The organism is Neisseria perflava, from assembly GCF_019334725.1.
Lineage (GTDB): Bacteria > Pseudomonadota > Gammaproteobacteria > Burkholderiales > Neisseriaceae > Neisseria > Neisseria subflava_A.
Window position 1 is genome coordinate 1,134,198 of record NZ_CP079818.1, and the last position, 16,472, is coordinate 1,150,669.

General features: G+C 45.9%; 17 protein-coding genes, 7 tRNA genes and 1 pseudogene. 12 read left to right on the top strand and 13 right to left on the bottom strand.

Annotated features, from left to right (window positions below; all coding sequences use genetic code 11):
- The first annotated feature begins 53 nt into the window (after nt 1–53).
- The 6 genes and pseudogenes from LPB400_RS05405 to LPB400_RS05425 form a co-directional block, all read left to right on the top strand.
- On the top strand, nt 54–764 hold the full coding sequence (locus LPB400_RS05405; RefSeq protein ID WP_070460939.1) for a hypothetical protein: 711 nt from the start codon (nt 54–56) through the stop codon (nt 762–764).
- Entirely contained in the window at nt 758–1,216 is a 459-nt protein-coding gene (locus LPB400_RS05410; RefSeq protein WP_070460940.1) for a hypothetical protein, read from the top strand. Before LPB400_RS05405 ends, LPB400_RS05410 begins: the two co-directional genes overlap by 7 nt.
- Before the next feature lie 349 nt (nt 1,217–1,565).
- Complete coding sequence (locus tag LPB400_RS11095; protein ID WP_349267089.1) at nt 1,566–1,697, top strand: hypothetical protein; 132 nt, start codon at nt 1,566–1,568, stop codon at nt 1,695–1,697.
- Entirely contained in the window at nt 1,698–2,192 is a 495-nt protein-coding gene (locus LPB400_RS05415; RefSeq protein ID WP_107768770.1) for a contact-dependent growth inhibition system immunity protein, read from the top strand. It begins immediately after the preceding gene.
- 157 nt (nt 2,193–2,349) lie between these two features.
- The gene (locus LPB400_RS05420; protein WP_107768769.1) at nt 2,350–2,976 is read left to right on the top strand and encodes a hypothetical protein; all 627 of its coding nucleotides are present in this window, start codon (nt 2,350–2,352) and stop codon (nt 2,974–2,976) included.
- Between the two features lie 216 nt (nt 2,977–3,192).
- A pseudogene (locus LPB400_RS05425) lies at nt 3,193–3,739 on the top strand (site-specific integrase); the annotation flags it as partial.
- 26 nt (nt 3,740–3,765) lie between these two features.
- On the opposite strand, the gene LPB400_RS05430 reads toward LPB400_RS05425, so the two are convergent.
- From LPB400_RS05430 to ccoG, 10 genes are all read right to left on the bottom strand, one after another.
- Nucleotides 3,766–3,855 (bottom strand) — tRNA-Leu (locus tag LPB400_RS05430).
- 21 nt (nt 3,856–3,876) lie between these two features.
- A tRNA-Cys gene (locus LPB400_RS05435) sits at nt 3,877–3,954 on the bottom strand.
- 10 nt (nt 3,955–3,964) lie between these two features.
- A tRNA-Cys gene (locus tag LPB400_RS05440) sits at nt 3,965–4,038 on the bottom strand.
- A gap of 36 nt (nt 4,039–4,074) precedes the next feature.
- Nucleotides 4,075–4,150 (bottom strand) — tRNA-Gly (locus LPB400_RS05445).
- A gap of 21 nt (nt 4,151–4,171) precedes the next feature.
- Nucleotides 4,172–4,247: transfer RNA gene (locus LPB400_RS05450), tRNA-Gly, on the bottom strand.
- Nucleotides 4,248–4,271: 24 nt separating this feature from the next.
- A tRNA-Gly gene (locus tag LPB400_RS05455) sits at nt 4,272–4,347 on the bottom strand.
- A 34-nt stretch (nt 4,348–4,381) separates the two neighbouring features.
- Nucleotides 4,382–4,457: transfer RNA gene (locus LPB400_RS05460), tRNA-Gly, on the bottom strand.
- Nucleotides 4,458–4,552: 95 nt separating this feature from the next.
- A complete protein-coding gene (gene pgsA / locus LPB400_RS05465) occupies nt 4,553–5,113 on the bottom strand; it encodes a CDP-diacylglycerol--glycerol-3-phosphate 3-phosphatidyltransferase (RefSeq protein ID WP_107792537.1) in 561 nt (186 codons plus the stop codon).
- Between the two features lie 675 nt (nt 5,114–5,788).
- Nucleotides 5,789–6,355, bottom strand: coding sequence for a FixH family protein (locus tag LPB400_RS05475; RefSeq protein WP_107792529.1), 567 nt, complete (start codon nt 6,353–6,355; stop codon nt 5,789–5,791).
- Nucleotides 6,356–6,360: 5 nt separating this feature from the next.
- A complete protein-coding gene (gene ccoG / locus LPB400_RS05480; protein ID WP_107792528.1) occupies nt 6,361–7,845 on the bottom strand; it encodes a cytochrome c oxidase accessory protein CcoG in 1,485 nt (494 codons plus the stop codon).
- Nucleotides 7,846–8,293: 448 nt separating this feature from the next.
- Here ccoG and tkt point away from each other — a divergent pair, with 448 nt between their 5' ends.
- Nucleotides 8,294–10,273, top strand: coding sequence for a transketolase (gene tkt, locus LPB400_RS05485; protein ID WP_107768766.1), 1,980 nt, complete (start codon nt 8,294–8,296; stop codon nt 10,271–10,273).
- A 66-nt stretch (nt 10,274–10,339) separates the two neighbouring features.
- On the opposite strand, the gene clpA is transcribed toward tkt, so the two are convergent.
- A complete protein-coding gene (gene clpA, locus LPB400_RS05490) occupies nt 10,340–12,619 on the bottom strand; it encodes an ATP-dependent Clp protease ATP-binding subunit ClpA (protein WP_107768765.1) in 2,280 nt (759 codons plus the stop codon).
- Between the two features lie 3 nt (nt 12,620–12,622).
- On the bottom strand, nt 12,623–12,934 hold the full coding sequence (clpS, locus tag LPB400_RS05495) for an ATP-dependent Clp protease adapter ClpS (protein WP_003679561.1): 312 nt from the start codon (nt 12,932–12,934) through the stop codon (nt 12,623–12,625).
- Between the two features lie 257 nt (nt 12,935–13,191).
- On the opposite strand from clpS, the gene LPB400_RS05500 reads away from it, so the two are divergent.
- The 4 genes from LPB400_RS05500 (at nt 13,192) to LPB400_RS05515 (ending at nt 14,730) form a co-directional block, all read left to right on the top strand.
- Nucleotides 13,192–13,395 (top strand): cold-shock protein, encoded by a 204-nt coding sequence (locus tag LPB400_RS05500; RefSeq protein WP_003682902.1) that lies wholly within the window; start codon nt 13,192–13,194, stop codon nt 13,393–13,395.
- 75 nt (nt 13,396–13,470) lie between these two features.
- Nucleotides 13,471–13,686 carry a hypothetical protein gene (locus LPB400_RS05505; protein WP_003679564.1) on the top strand — a complete coding sequence of 72 codons (216 nt, stop codon included), beginning with the start codon at nt 13,471–13,473 and terminating at the stop codon, nt 13,684–13,686.
- An 85-nt stretch (nt 13,687–13,771) separates the two neighbouring features.
- On the top strand, nt 13,772–14,218 hold the full coding sequence (smpB, locus tag LPB400_RS05510; protein WP_003679566.1) for an SsrA-binding protein SmpB: 447 nt from the start codon (nt 13,772–13,774) through the stop codon (nt 14,216–14,218).
- Nucleotides 14,219–14,289: 71 nt separating this feature from the next.
- Nucleotides 14,290–14,730, top strand: a complete 441-nt coding sequence (locus LPB400_RS05515) for a hypothetical protein (RefSeq protein ID WP_003682952.1) — start codon at nt 14,290–14,292, stop codon at nt 14,728–14,730.
- Nucleotides 14,731–14,802: 72 nt separating this feature from the next.
- On the opposite strand, the gene LPB400_RS05520 is transcribed toward LPB400_RS05515, so the two are convergent.
- Nucleotides 14,803–15,288 carry a DUF4189 domain-containing protein gene (locus tag LPB400_RS05520; RefSeq protein WP_070608623.1) on the bottom strand — a complete coding sequence of 162 codons (486 nt, stop codon included), beginning with the start codon at nt 15,286–15,288 and terminating at the stop codon, nt 14,803–14,805.
- A gap of 174 nt (nt 15,289–15,462) precedes the next feature.
- Between LPB400_RS05520 and LPB400_RS05525 the strand changes: the two genes are divergently transcribed.
- Complete coding sequence (locus LPB400_RS05525) at nt 15,463–16,470, top strand: IS5 family transposase (protein WP_107792527.1); 1,008 nt, start codon at nt 15,463–15,465, stop codon at nt 16,468–16,470.
- The last annotated feature ends 2 nt before the right edge of the window (nt 16,471–16,472 follow it).

The following is a 16,472-nucleotide window of genomic DNA, read 5'->3' on the forward strand; positions in this document are numbered from 1 at the left end:
GCGCGGGCATCAATGTTATATTTGATACAGATCTCCCTGTTTCCAGAAGCATTATGGGACAAAAAGCCAAGCATGGTGCAGGTTCGGGTGAGTTGATCATTGATGCGGGAATCAATGCAGTCAGTGTATATCCGCCGGTTGCAGTAGGACTTGCCTCATGGGGAGTGGGCGACAGCATCGCGAATAACAATCCTGAACAGCTAGGGTCGAGCTTGGCTGGATTGGGCAGTTCATTTGTTCTTGCTAAGACGGTGGGAAACACAGCATATCGGATTGATTGGGGCGGACTGCCGACAACATCTTCCTTGAAGCTGCAGCAAATGGGGAGTATCAACCCTCCTCGGCTAACCAAAATTCGTGCAAACGAATTGGATGTCAAGAGTTATGGCGAAGCGAAAAAAGGAGATGTTAAAGGAGATAATTTAGAACATGACCATATTCCTTCTTTTGCAGCTTTAGTAGCAGCAAATGAAACAATACTGGGTCGTTCTTTAACTGCATCAGAATTGAGGCAATTAAAAAATGAATCTACAGCTATAACACTGCCACATGAATTTCATAAGCAGAGTAGGACATATAAGGGCAGAAACACTCAGGAACAAATTCAAGAAGATGCTCAAAATCTTTGTGCAGCTCAATGTAAAGACTTGGCTGTACTTGAAAAGAATCTTGAAAAATCTGGAAAATATACAAAATCTGAAATTGAACAAGCAATTAAAGACATTAAAGAAAAAAATGAGATAAGAGGTATTAAGTTATGGTAATTATGAAACCAGAATTGGAAAATATTTGGTATATAGAACAAAATAACAAAACTATTTGGGAAATATTAGGGTTACCCTCATCTAATTGTTACGTAAATACTGAATGGGAGAGAGACCTAGGTTATATTTATCACGAGTTCTTTGATTTTGGAATTAGTATTTTATTTATTAATAATAAATTAGATACAATATTTTTTTTCATGAAAGAAAAAGATGGTTTCAAAAAAACTGATTTATCACCTTTTAATTTCATATCTATTCATGATGGTATAAAGAAAATTGAAGAAAGTAAATTATATGATAAGAAGGAAATCCTGAATAATGGAAGAAATATTAATTATTTTGTTAATAATATTAAAATTAATTTAACTATTAATACACATAATGAGATTGAACTATTGGCTATTCAACAAACCATTGTCTGTATAAAGTCTAAATACAGTAAACCCTAACCTACATAAAACACCCATAACGCAAATAGCTGCTACACGAATCCTTCACGTAGAGTTTATGTGCAAGCTGTAGCCCATATGAAACCTAAACTCAACAAGTAGGATGTGTGCGGAACGCACGCATGCGGTTCTCAAGGTTTGAGCTAAGAGGCCGTCTGAAACAACAAATACGGTTTCAGACGACCTTTCTTTCAACAAGCCACCACAGTAATCAGACAAAAGCAACCCGCCGCCACACCCATATCGGCAGCACGGCCAGCAAAACCATTATCCGCAGCAGTGTAAAGACAACTCTAAGACGGCAAATTTTGAACGTCATAGCCTTTCGGGTATGACATTAAGGGCCGACATGATCAAACAGCGCGAAATCCATCTGGCCATACCCGCACAAACTAATAAGGAGCAAAGATTGCAGTTGCAACGTGTGGTAGAGTATGGCAAAAATCGAAACATTACAGTCAAAATTACGGAGATCAAATAAATGACTTTTAATCAAGAACAAGATTATTGGGCTGGCTATAAGGCAAATGAAAGAGCCTTGATTATTCAAACATGGTCAGGATTTGGGCGATATGCTCCAGACCACCTATATCCCCCTCATATCCTGCCGTTGGATACCGACAATGGAACTTTAGGCACGACGGTTTTGCAAGCGTTGGCAAACAGCAGGACTTTCGTTTATGACAGTTCGGAAGACCAAGATTTTTTTGATACCGAAAAATTTCGGCAACGCTATGAGGATTGGGTTGCCAACCTATGCGGGAACTTGGGCTATAAAACCAGACGCGCTTTATTTAAAAACATGATGAGCGGGGATATTTGGCTGCACAACGGTTGCCTGAAAATCAGCCCGAGCCGCCATGTCAAGCTGGAAGCGTGGGATGCCATTGATGCAGACGATGTTATTTTATCATTGGATAACAGCCCTGAAGAAATCGGAGCAGGTTTAAGGTTGGTATTGAGCCGCTGCCGATAACATTTGACAAAAGGTCGTCTGAAAGCTGGAAAAATGTTTCAGACGACCTTTTTATTAGACTCAAGCTCGCGTGCGTGCGTACCGCGCACACCTTCGCTGCAGATTTAATGTGGGCTACGACTTGCTGAAGATAAAGTTATTAAGGAATTTGTCAAATATGGAAAAAATTGAGAAATTTAAATCTGAATTATTAAATGCCATCTTTCAATATACTCAATGCATATCTATTTTTGTCTATAAGAAAAAGATATATTATTTGATTGATTATAAGGAAAATTTTGAATTAAATGCAAAAATATCTTTTGACATTTACCTAAGAGAAGGAATTATAACTAAAGAACAATATAATTATGATTATAAAAATTACCGTAATGGCATCTGGCAGTTAACTAAGGACAATTTCGAAAGCTATCTTCAATCAGATTCAGTCATTGTATTAAAAAAAGATGAATTGAAGGAACTGATGTTTCAGGGGTTTACTTCTGCTGAAGCAGTAAGGTTATATTCCGTTGTTGAGAACAAGCTGTCGTACAATGATCCTATCTCAGACTCTGGCCAGCAAAGTGATTTCTTAAAAATCAATCAGATTTCTTCGAGGCTGCCTTTGTTCTATATCAATTTTGATACGGAAGTGTATCTACATATGGATTGGGACAGATGTCATGAAGATTATGTCTATGATGGCTGGTTTTCAAAGGCAATGGATTTTGGGTATTTAATACCGGACGAATTCTGTTACTGGAAAATTGAAGGACGAGATTATTGGAAATTTAGCCAATTATAAATATAAGCAAGCCAAGCCATAGCTTGTATGAATTCAAAAGGCCGTCTGAAAACAGCAAAACCGTTTCAGACGACCTTTGTTTAATGCCATCGAGCCAGCGGGCCATAAAGCGTAGTTGTCCAAAAAGGTATATTGATAGGCAAATATAAAAAGGAGGAAAAGTCAATTTTACTACCTTCAAACATTTTCAATTTTGAGTATTGATATGATAATTAATTATTTAGTATAAATACCGGCTTGCGACAGGCAAATGGTTTGGGTTTGACATGGAATCAGGTTGATTTAGATAGGAAGGTCTGTTGGTATCATCCTGATGAAATGAAAGCTGGAAATGCACTGGGTGTTGCTTTGAATGATACTGCTGTTGAAGTATTAAAGCGGCAGATAGGCAAGCATAAGAAATTTGTTTTTGTGAATAAGTGGAATAAACCAATTAGCGGCATTAACAGCCGATATTGGAAGAAGACGTTAGAACTGGCAGAAATAGAAGACTTTATTTGGCACGATTTAAGGCACACTTGGGCAAGTTGGTTAGTTCAGCGTGGCGTACCATTGAGAGTGTTGCAAGAAATGGGTGGTTGGAAGACGTTAAGGATGGTGCAGAGATACGCACATTTGGCTCCTGGGCATCTTCATCAACATGCTCAAGTTTTGCATGAGCTTGTCACATTTGACACAAATGGCGCAAGTTAGACACAAATCAGGCACAAACAGAAAAGACAGCCTTACAAATAAGCTGTCAATTAGAAATTTAGAATCTTAGGTTTTTCAATAAATTCAGATATTTATTGGTGCCCGGAGCCGGAATCGAACCGGCACGGCCGGTTTAGGGCCGACGGATTTTAAGTCCGTTGTGTCTACCTATTTCACCACCCGGGCGTAGACAATAAATTGATAGATTGGAGGCGGGGGCGCGGATTTGAACCGGCCTATATAAGGGTTGCACCCCTTATAGCATAAACACTCTGCCACCCCGCCATGAAATGGATGGAGGCGAGAGTCGGAATCGAACCGGCGTAGACGGATTTGCAATCCGCTGCATAACCACTTTGCTATCTCGCCAAATAAACTACTTTGGAGTGTTGGTAGTATTGAAACTGGAGCGGGAAACGAGTCTCGAACTCGCGACCTCAACCTTGGCAAGGTTGCGCTCTACCAACTGAGCTATTCCCGCGTATTCGGATGCATGATTTAATGGAGCGGGAAACGAGTCTCGAACTCGCGACCTCAACCTTGGCAAGGTTGCGCTCTACCAACTGAGCTATTCCCGCATTTGAGTGCATCTGAAATTAAACTGGAGCGGGAAACGAGTCTCGAACTCGCGACCTCAACCTTGGCAAGGTTGCGCTCTACCAACTGAGCTATTCCCGCATATTGAAAAAGAACAATCAACAAGTAATCAGAATGGAGCGGGAAACGAGTCTCGAACTCGCGACCTCAACCTTGGCAAGGTTGCGCTCTACCAACTGAGCTATTCCCGCTCTGACAGCTTGTTGCTTCGTATATCGAAGAAGACGCAATTATTATGGATTTAATCGTGTGCGTCAAGTGTTTTGTTTTTATTTTTTTAAAAATTTTATTTGAATTCTTTCCATGCCATTTTTAGGTAGTAGCACATGGACCAGATGGTCAATACAGATGCTATAAACATCAATATGTTACCAATGAGATAGAAAGGATCGTTATATTTGTCTGTGCCGATAAGTAAAAGGAAGATGGCGATCATTTGGGCAGTAGTTTTGAATTTGCCGATAGTGGCTACGGCGACACTGCCGCGTTTGCCCATTTGTGCCATCCATTCGCGTAAGGCGGAAATGGTGATTTCTCGGCCGATAATAATCATGGCGAAGATAGCGTATGTTCTGCCAAGGCTGACGAGCAGGAGTAGGGCAACGGCAACCATGAGTTTGTCGGCAACGGGGTCGAGGAATGCGCCAAAGTCGGAGGTTTGTTTCCAGCGACGTGCTAAAAAGCCGTCAAACCAGTCTGTAATAGCTGCAAGTGCAAAGATGATGGCGGCTGTCCAGTTGACGGTTTGTAGTTGAATCCATGTGTTCGGTAAATAGAATAGGATGGTGAACACGGGGATTAATAGGACGCGCATCCAGGTAAGTAAAATAGGTATGTTCCAAGGCATGGTTTGTGACCTTTTGGATGATGTGTCGGATTGTCCATTATAGCTTATTTGCTCACTGGGCTTTTTTGAGTGTTGTTTTTTTGCCGACAAGTAACGTGGGCAAAGGGCTTTGTTATTCGGGTTGTGAAGAAAGCCTGTTAAGGCCGTCTGAAAAATGGGTTGTTGAGGGGTGTAAATGTTTTTGGGCAGGTAAGTGGCTGCAAAATAGTGGGCAACGAGGTCGGCTTGCTGCTCGATATTGAGTTGGTTGAAGTGAGGCAAAGGTATGGGATAGGCGTAAGCTTCGCGTTTCCTATATCCGCCTTTGAGCATAATGAATAAACCGGACAACCAAACTTTGTGACCGCGCTGGTGTTGCCAGACGTGTGTAAGCTCATGAATCAGCCAGATTTTGTAGGCGATGCCGGCTTGAGTGAAATCATCAGGGCAGTGTTTGCGCGGGAAATATATATTTCCATTGGGGGCAATGGCGGTATTGGGGTTGGGCAGGAAGGGGATGCCGCGATATATTTTAATGCGGTTGAAGTCTATGCTGTCGGCAAAAACCTGTTTTGCCATACGGACTTCGTTTTCAGTCAGTCTGCGCCAATTGGAAAAAATCATATTTTAAAGAAGAATATAGGATATAAAGATTTTCAGGCCGTCTGAAAGTTTCAGACGGCCTGACCATTGGATTTATTGTTCTTCTGAAGCGGCTTGTTTGCCGTTGTCGAACAATTTGTCCATAGGCGTCAGATTGACTGCATTGCCTTGGCTGACTATCCATTTGTTTTCAACACGCCACACGCCTGAGGTATCTTCAACTCGCAAGTACCAATGGTTGGTTTGGCGTAAAGGCTTAAAGACGGCTTCGTATTCCATACGGCCGTTTTGCGGTTCGGCAGTTACGGCGCGTAGCTTGACGGTTTGGTCGTCAGCTTTGCGTGTAGGGTGCATCAGCAGCAGGTTTAATGGCTGTTTGGGATCGAATTGTCCGCTGACGAATACTTTGGCGGCATTCATGTCCGGACTGATTAAAACCTGCACCTGAATCTGTCGTTTAACGGCTTCTTCATCGCGGTGAAGCTGGATTTCGATGTGTTTGCCGTCTTTATAGTAATCGTCGGAAACTAAGTCTGTCGTATGTTCTTTTGCGACGAAGAACATAGACACGCTGGCGATAACGACAAAGATTGGACCTGCCATCAGCACCCAAGGCCAAGTGTGTTTATACCAAGGCTTAGTGGAATTGGGTTTGGACACCGTTGTTATTCTCCAATAAAGGTTGCTTTTTCATTCAAGACAGTCGGTTCGGCATCAGCGTCATCGGTTTCACGATATGTGAAAGTAAATTCAATCGGCTGGCTGCCTTTTTCGGCGTACTCAGGGATGGTGGACACTTGAACCGGAATGGTCACGGTTTCGCGTGGCGCAATTTTAATACCGTTTTCAGGCAAGCCGGTCAAGGCGATATCATCAAAACCTTTGACTGTGGCAGTAACGGTCTGTTCATGTTCACTCTTATTAATGATGCGCAGGTTGTAGGCATTTTCCACCCAGCCTTGGCTGTTTTCGCGCACCATCACGCCGCGGTCTTTCAGAATATCCACTTCGACCATTTTACGAGTGGCAATACCGGTTAAGAAAGCAATAATAACCACAAACAATACTGCACCATAACCTGCAACGCGAGGGCGTTTCAGGCGTTTTTTGATGTCGCTTTCAGGGTATTCATGCTCCATTGCGCCTTCTGTGGTGTAACGGATCAGGCCGCGCGGATAACCCATTTTGTCCATGATTTCGTCACAAGCGTCGATACAGGCTGCACAACCGATACATTGGTATTGCAAACCGTTGCGGATGTCGATGCCGACAGGGCAGACCTGTACACACATGGCACAGTTGATACAGTCACCCAAGCCGCTGTCTTCTTTGTTGGCGGTTTTTTTGCGTGCACCGCGAGGTTCGCCGCGTTCGGTATCGTAGGAAATAATCAGTGTGTCTTTGTCAAACATCGCACTTTGGAAGCGTGCATACGGGCACATATGCAGACACACTTTTTCGCGCATGATGTGGGCAAAAAAGAAGGTCATGAATCCGTAAAACGCTGCGGCAAACATTGCGCCACCGCCTGCCGCGCCGGTAAACAGGGCTGGAACAAATTCACGGATTGGATTAAACCAGCCTGCGAAAGTAATACCTGTCCATGCGCAGAAGAGGAAAATCAACAGGGCTTTGGTGGCTTTAATGCGGATTTTAGTAAAGTTCCAAGGCGATTTTTCCAGTTTTAAACGTTTGTTGCGGTCGCCTTCAACCAAGTTGTCGATCCAAAGCATGATTTCGGTGTAAACCGTTTGCGGGCAAGAATAGCCGCACCACAAACGACCGGCAATGGTTGTCCACCAAAACAGGCCGAAGGCACAAATCATCAGCAGCAGGGCAAGGTAAATCAAATCGCCCATGCCCAGTGACAGGCCGAAAATGAAAAAATGACGGTCAGGGATATTGAATAAAACTGCCTGACGGCCACTCCAGTTAAACCATGGAATCACATAAAACACAAATTGCGTGGCCAATACGGCGGCAATACGCAATTTGGCAAACCGGCCTTCTGCTTTTTTCGGATGGATGCGTTCGCCTTCAGGGTGGATCTGGATAACGCTGGCTCTTGGATTGAATGTTTTAGGAGGAGCGGTTTTGGCAGGTTTATCTGTTGAGGAGGGAGTGTTTTCAGCTTGGTTTTCGGGTGACATAATCAGTGTTCCTTAATGAAGTGCACACAAGCCTTTTGTCATGGTAGTAGTTTGATGTGAGTATTTTCAGACGGCCTTAGGCGTGCATATAAAATCATAACATTTGGCTCTATGCAAAGCAAAAGCAGGGTTTGCCCTTAACAATAGTTGCGGTACTCCTGTCTCATACAAGGCCGTCTGAAAAGAGCAGTATTCAAAGACTTACGGAATAAGTGTAGGTTTATACTTATAGCGATTTCCTATTTATCCGATAAAAAATTTACAACATACTGTTTCAAAACGAAATAACAGTTAATATCATCTATCCCGTCCGTTTCAGACGGCCTATTGGAAATCATGCCGTCTGACAATGCAAATATCAAAGGCTATTCTTGAAAGCACGGCTGATTCAGGCGATAATCGGCACACTTTTTTCATATTTCCAATCTTGTCCAAGGAAGGTCAAACCATGTCTCAACTGGCAAACGCAATCCGTTTCCTCTCAGTCGATGCCGTACAAAAAGCCAACTCTGGCCACCCGGGTGCGCCTATGGGTATGGCGGAAATGGCGGAAGTATTGTGGACGAAGTTCCTCAATCATAATCCAGCCAACCCGAAATTCTACAACCGCGACCGTTTTGTCCTCTCCAATGGTCATGCTTCCATGATTCTTTACAGCCTGTTGCACCTGACCGGCTACAACGTTTCCATTGATGATCTGAAAAACTTCCGCCAACTGCACAGCAAAACCCCCGGCCATCCTGAATATGGCTACACCGACGGTGTGGAAACCACGACCGGTCCATTGGGACAAGGTATTGCCAACGCTGTGGGCATGGCTTTGGCCGAAAAAATCTTGGCTGCCGAATTCAATAAAGACGGTTTGAATATCGTTGACCACTACACCTACGTTTTCATGGGCGACGGCTGCATGATGGAAGGCGTATCGCATGAAGCCTGCTCGCTTGCCGGTACTTTGGGCTTGGGCAAACTGATTGTTTTATATGATGACAACAATATTTCCATCGATGGTAAAGTGGACGGTTGGTTTACCGAAAATATTCCGCAACGCTTTGAAAGCTACGGCTGGCATGTGATTCCAAATGTAAACGGTCATGACACTGATGCCATTCAGACGGCCATTGAAGCGGCCAAAGCCGAAACCGGCAAACCTTCCCTGATTTGCTGCAAAACCTTAATCGGTAAAGGCAGTGCCAACAAAGAAGGCAGTCACAAAACCCACGGTGCGCCTTTGGGTGCGGATGAGATCGAAGCCACGCGCAAACATTTGGGTTGGGCTTATCCTGCGTTTGAAATCCCTCAAGAAATCTATGCAGCATGGGATGCAAAAGAAAAAGGCGCGAAACTTGAGGCCGAATGGAACGAACTCTTCGCTCAATATCAAGCCAAATATCCTGCCGAAGCTGCAGAATTCGTGCGCCGCATGGATAAAAAACTGCCTGAAAATTTCGATGCTTACGTTCAAGCCGCATTGAAAGAAGTGTGTGCCAAAGCAGAAACCATCGCGACCCGTAAAGCCAGCCAAAACAGCATCGAAATCTTGGCAAAAGAGCTGCCTGAATTGGTGGGCGGTTCTGCCGACTTGACCCCGTCCAACCTGACTGACTGGTCAAACAGCGTTTCCGTTACCCGCGAACACGGCGGCAACTATATTCACTACGGCGTGCGTGAATTCGGTATGGGCGCGGTGATGAATGGCCTTACCCTGCATGGCGGTGTTAAACCATTCGGCGCGACTTTCCTGATGTTCAGCGAATACGAGCGTAACGCCTTACGTATGGCTTCGCTGATGAAAATCAACCCTGTATTTGTGTTCACCCACGATTCCATCGGTTTGGGCGAAGACGGTCCGACCCACCAACCTATCGAGCAAACTGCCACTCTGCGCCTGATTCCAAATATGGATGTATGGCGTCCATGCGATACCGTTGAATCTTTGGTAGCGTGGTCTGAAGCTGTTAAAGCGGCCGATCATCCGTCCAGCCTGATTTTCAGCCGTCAAAACCTGAAATTCCAAGCGCGTGATGAGCAACAGCTAAACGACATCAAACGCGGTGCTTATGTAATCAGTGAAGCTCAAGGCAATGCACAGGCTGTTGTAATTGCTACCGGTTCTGAAGTTGAATTGGCTCTGGAAGCGCAAAAAGTATTGGCAGAACAAGGTATTGCCGTGCGCGTTGTTTCCATGCCTTCTACCAATGTATTCGACCGCCAAGATGCCGCCTATAAAGCCGCGGTTCTGCCGGAAGGCTTGCCACGCGTAGCCGTAGAAGCCGGACATGCCGACGGTTGGTATAAATACGTCGGTTTGAACGGCGCCGTGGTCGGTATCAACCGCTTTGGCGAGTCTGCACCTGCTGACTTGCTGTTCAAAGAATTCGGATTTACCGTAGACAATGTGGTTGCCACTGTTAAATCCGTTTTGTAAATCAGATTTTTGATTGAGATAAAAAGGCCGTCTGAAATTTCAGACGGCCTTTTATTTTTTAGTCGGTTAAACAGTTTCTGTTTCAGGTTTGACCTTGCTTTTCTTAAACTTCAACACGGCTTCTTCTTTCGCTGCATCCCAGTCTATCAGCACAAAGCCGCCTTCGGCGAGTTTGCCGAACAGGAGTTCGTCGGCGAGCGGTTTGCGGATTTTTTCCTGAATCAGGCGGTTCATTGGGCGTGCGCCCATTTGCGGGTCGAAACCTTTTTCCGCCAGATATTTACGCAATGCCGGCGTGAATTCGGCTTCGACTTTTTTGTCGAGGAGCTGGTGTTCGAGCTGGAGCAGGAATTTGTCCACGACTTTAACGATAATAGGCTCGGACAAGGGCGCAAATGGGATAATCGCGTCTAAGCGGTTGCGGAACTCGGGCGTGAAGAGCTTGTTGATGGCCTGCATTTCATCGCCGCGCTCGCGTTTGGCGGTAAAGCCGAGGCTGGGGCGGCTGAGGCTTTCCGCGCCGGCGTTGGTGGTCATAATCAGGATGACGTTGCGGAAGTCGGCACTCTTGCCGTTGTTGTCGGTCAGTTTGCCTGCATCCATGACTTGTAGGAGGACGTTGAAAATATCGGGGTGAGCTTTTTCGATTTCGTCCAAGAGCAACACGCAATGCGGCTGTTTGTTGACGGCTTCGGTCAAAAGGCCACCTTGTTCAAAGCCGACGTAGCCAGGCGGCGCGCCGATGAGGCGCGATACGGCATGGCGTTCCATGTATTCGGACATATCAAAGCGTTGCAGCGGTACGCCCATCGAGTAGGCAAGCTGTTTGGCGACTTCGGTTTTGCCGACGCCGGTCGGGCCGGAGAAGAGGAAGCAGCCTATCGGTTTGTCGGGCAGGGCGAGGCCGGAGCGCGACATTTTAACGGCGGCAACCAGCGCGTCGATGGCGTTTTCCTGACCGTAAACCATGTTTTTCAAATCGCGGCCGAGGAATTGCAGCACTTGTTTGTCGTCGTGCGACACGGTTTTTTCGGGAATCCGTGCGACTTTGGCGATGACGGTTTCGATTTGCGCTTTGCCGATGACTTTTTTCTGTTTGGATTTGGGCAGAATCCGTTGCGCCGCGCCTGCTTCGTCCATCACGTCGATGGCTTTGTCGGGCAGGAAACGTTCGTTGATGTAGCGGGCGGAAAGTTCGGCTGCGGCTTCAAGTGCGCCTTGCGTATAGCGGACTTGGTGGAAATCTTCAAACATCGGTTTCAAGCCGCGCAGGATTTGTACGGTTTCGGAAATGGTAGGCTCGACCACGTCAATTTTTTGGAAACGGCGGCTTAAGGCGTGGTCTTTGTCGAAAATGGTACGGTATTCGTCATAAGTGGTCGCACCGATGCAGCGCAGCGAGCCTTTTGCCAGCGCAGGTTTGAGCAGGTTAGACGCATCCATTGTGCCGCCGCTGGTGCTGCCCGCGCCGATGATGGTGTGGATTTCGTCGATGAATAAAATGGCGTGCGGGATTTTTTCGAGCTGTTTCAAGACGGATTTGACCCGTGCTTCAAAGTCGCCGCGGTATTTCGTGCCCGCCAAAAGCGAACCCATATCCAGTGCGTATACTTCGGCTTCTTTCAGCACGTCGGGAATATCGCCGTTGACGATTTGGTGTGCTAAGCCTTCCGCCAGCGCGGTTTTGCCCACACCAGCCTCGCCGACCAAAAGCGGATTGTTTTTGCGGCGGCGGCACAGGATTTGTACCAGCCTTTCCATTTCGTGTTTGCGACCAATCAAAGGGTCGATACGGCCGGCTTTGACTTCGGCGTTGAGGTTGACGGTGTAGTCGGAAAGAGAGCCGGTTTTCTGTTCCGCTTCTTCGCCCTCGCGTCCCAGGCCGTCTGAATCATTGCAGTCTTCGTCATCAGGCGAGCCATGGGCAATGCAACGCAAGACTTCAAAGCGCGTAATGGATTGCAATTTGAGGAAATAGACGGCATGGCTTTCGGATTCGCTCATCATGGCAACCAAAATATCCAAAGGTTCTACTGCGGCTTTACCGGCAGACTGGGTATGCACCATCGCCCGTTGGATGACGCGTTGGAAGCCCAATGTCGGCTGGGTTTCGACCGTATCCAGAAGATGATCGGGAATTTGCGGCGTATTTTCAGCAACGCTGGCGGCAAGCTGCTCGGACAGGACTTTCAAATCCGCACCACACAGTTTCAAGACGTTCGGCACAGCCGCATCTTCTTCTATCAGCACCAAAAGCAGGTGTTCCAAGCTGATAAATTCATAACGGGCGTTGCGTGCTTCACGGTAGAGCAGTTGCAGGATGTGTTCCAATTCGGGTGAAAGCATGGTTTAAACCTCTTCGACTATACATTTGAGCGGATGCCCTTCAGCTTTGGCACGTTCCATGACCTGATGTTGCTTAGTCTGGGCAATATCGCGCGTGTAGGTGCCGCACAGGCCTTTGCCTTCGTGGTGCACCAGCAGCATGACGGCCACTGCCTGTTCCTGTGCAAGCATAAAGACTTCGGTCAGGATTTCGACGACAAACTCCATGGTGGTGTAATCGTCGTTCAATAAAAATACGCCGTAACGTTTCGGCGGCTGTGTATTGATATCGCTGAGCAGGGTATCGGATTGGTGGTCAGTATTCGGATGGTTCATAATCTTAGGTTTCAGTTTTCAGACGGCCTGTTTTAGAGTGTAAACAGTTTTCTGTTGTATTTCGGCAATTTTTTTCTATTTTCCCACTTTTTTGAAAACATAGCTTGACGTTTTGTCTTAACAAATGTAAAAAGACGGTTAAGCAGAAGTTGGCACTCGACCGCGTATGCAATACGCGGGAGAAACGCTGAACGTTTTAGTTTGCTGTATGCCTTGTTTTGCTGATTTTGTTAATTTTTAAGTATAGGAAGTTTCTAATGGCAACCGGTATCGTAAAATGGTTTAACGACGCTAAAGGTTTTGGTTTCATCACTCCTGATGAAGGTGGCGAAGATTTGTTCGCTCACTTCTCAGCGATCAACATGGATGGTTTCAAAACCCTGAAAGAAGGTCAACGCGTATCTTTCGACGTAACCACCGGCCCTAAAGGCAAACAAGCTGCTAATATTCAAGCTGCTTAATCAAATGCGCGGCGTAAGCCGTAAAATCATGGCGGGGTTTCCCGCCATTTTTTATGGGCGTTCGGGTCAAAAATTATGAATCAAAATTCATCTTATCAAAATGCTTTAAACCAGTTGGACGAGCTTATCCGTCATTTTCGCAGCGAAGGTGAGGTCAGCTGCGCCGTTGCCGAGCGTGAAGACCAAATCTTGATCCGCCTTGCCGATTTGAAACTGGATTTGCGCCCTGAAGATGAAAAAGCCATTGCCGATATAGACCGCTTTTACCGCCGCCATGTTTTAAGCGAATAAACGTTTCAAAATTGTTTGCCGTTTTATTTTTTTAAGCATGCCTGATAAAATAGGCCGTCTGAAAAGTTTGTAAAGAATCAGCACAATGAGTATTGCCAATAATAAAAAAGCCTTTCACGATTTCTTTATCGAAGACCAAATCGAAGCCGGTATAGTATTGGAAGGATGGGAAGTCAAAGCCATCCGCGCTGCACGCGTGCAATTAAAAGAAAGCTATATCTACTGGAAAAAAGACGCATTTTATTTGGTGGGCTGCCACATTACCGCATTGCCTACTGCCTCGACACACGTCAAACCCGACCCTGTCCGTCCGCGTAAGTTGTTGTTGAAACAATCGGAAATCAACAAGTTAATCGGTAAAACCGAACGTGCCGGTTATACGATTGTGCCCTTAAACCTGCATTACACCCGCGGTAGAATCAAAGTGGAAATCGGTTTGGCCAAGGGTAAGAAACAGCATGACAAACGCCAAAGCCTGAAAGAAGCAGATTGGAAGCGTGAGAAACAGCGTTTGATGAAAAACGTACGTTGATTTTTTCAGACGGCCTTTGCAGAAAGGCCGTCTGAATATTTATTGTTTGAAAACTTTAAAAAGGAAAACAGATGAAAACCATGATTTTAGCGGCGGCTTCAGCCGTATTGTTGCTGGGCGCTTGTTCCACTACGGAACAAAGAGTATTGAAACCTGAAGAGCTAACCAGTATCAAACATGTCTGCATCATTCAAAATGCAAAAGTAAGACCGCATGATTTGGATCGTGCTTTGTCTAAAGCTTTGGCAAAACGCGGCATTGGCAGCACTATTGTAACCGCAGACAACCGTGGCAAACTGTATGATTCTTCTTGCCCGTATAACCTGCGTTACAAAACCAAAGGCAATAACGAAATCTTGCGTAAAGGCGTATTTGTGTTGAGAAGCACGAAGTATGCGGTTTCTACGGTCAGCTACTCTTTGAACGATGAAAACCACTTCCGAACCAATCCTGATTTGGTGAAACAGGCTGAAGGCGTTGTGGCCAAATTGTTGGAAAAAAACAGCAAATAAAAGCCAGAATAAAAAACCGGCTTGCCGTGATATGGAGAATATCGGGCAACCCAGTTTTATTTTCAGACGACCTTAAATGGATTTGATTTTTTCCCAGAGGGTTTTGACCGTACCTTGATAGTAGGTTTCAGAAGTACAATAGACTGTTTCTAAAGCACATTGTCCTTGTGAGCCGTATTTTTTGATACACTGGTTCAAGGCAATTTGATGCACGGTTTTGAAACGCGGGGAGGTAATGGCCACCACGTTTTGAGCAGTCAATTTGCCCATGGCTTTAGGGTAGGCAACAGCGATACAGGTATTGTGCAGTGGGACAACCGTTTTGCAGCCTGTTGCTTGGCCTGCGCCGATACCGGCTAAGGCATCTTGGCCTTTACAGAATGTTTCGAGCTCGGCTGTTGCATCCAGTTGTGTGGCATTTTCTTTGGTGGTTTTGATTTGCAGCGCTTCATTGCTGTCGGCAGGGTTTTGCCACATGGCCAGGTAGCCGTAAGTATCGGCAGCTAGGGCGGCAGGAGTCAGTGCGCAAAGGATAAGTGTCATTAGTGTTTTTTTCATGTTTGTTCCCTGTTTGTTGGGTATTTGTTGTTATTATAAAGCAAAAGTACTTATTTGATATAAATTTGCTTTTAAAATGAATATTTGAGTGTGGCAGATAGATTATAGGCCGAGACCTTTGCAAAATTCCCCAAAATCCCCTAAATTCCCACCAAGACATTTAGGGGATTTTCCATGAGTACCTTCTTTCAGCAAACCGCCCAAGCCATGATCGCCAAACACATCGACCGTTTCCCACTATTGAAGTTGGATCAAGTGATTGATTGGCAACCGATCGAACAATACCTGAATCGTCAAAAAACCCGTTACCTCCGAGACCACCGCGGCCGTCCCGCCTATCCCCTGTTGTCCATGTTCAAAGCCGTCCTGCTCGGCCAATGGCACAGCCTTTCCGATCCCGAACTCGAACACAGCCTCATCACCCGCATCGATTTCAACCTGTTTTGCCGTTTTGACGAACTGAGCATCCCCGATTACAGCACCTTATGTCGCTACCGCAACTGGCTGGCGCAAGACGACACCCTATCCGAACTGCTGGAACTGATCAACCGCCAACTGACTGAAAAAGGCTTAAAAGTAGAGAAAGCATCCGTCGCCGTCATTGACGCCATCATTATTCAGACCGCCGGCAGCAAACAACGCCAGGCTATAGAAGTCGATGAAGAAGGGCAAATCAGCGGCCAAACCACGCCGAGTAAAGACAGCGATGCCCGTTGGATAAAGAAAAACGGCCTCTACAAACTCGGGTACAAACAACATACCCGTACCGATGCGGAAGGCTATATTGAGAAACTGCACATTACCCCTGCCAATGCCCATGAATGCAAACACCTGTTGCCTTTGTTGGAAGGCCTATCCAAAGGTACGACCGTCTATGCCGACAAAGGCTACGACAGTAAGGAAAACCAGCAACATCTGAAAGAGCATCGGCTGCAGGACGGCATTATGCGCAAAGCACACAGTAACCATCCGCTGTCGGAAGCGCAAACCAAACGCAACCGATATTTGTCGAAAACCCGTTATGTGGTCGAACAAAGCTTCGGTACGTTACACCGGAAGTTCCGCTATGCGCGGGCAGCCTATTTTGGACTGATTAAAGTGAGTGCACAAAGCCATCTGAAGGCGATGTGTTTGAACCTATTGAAAGCCGCTAACAGGCTAAGTGCGCCTGCTGCCGCCTAAAA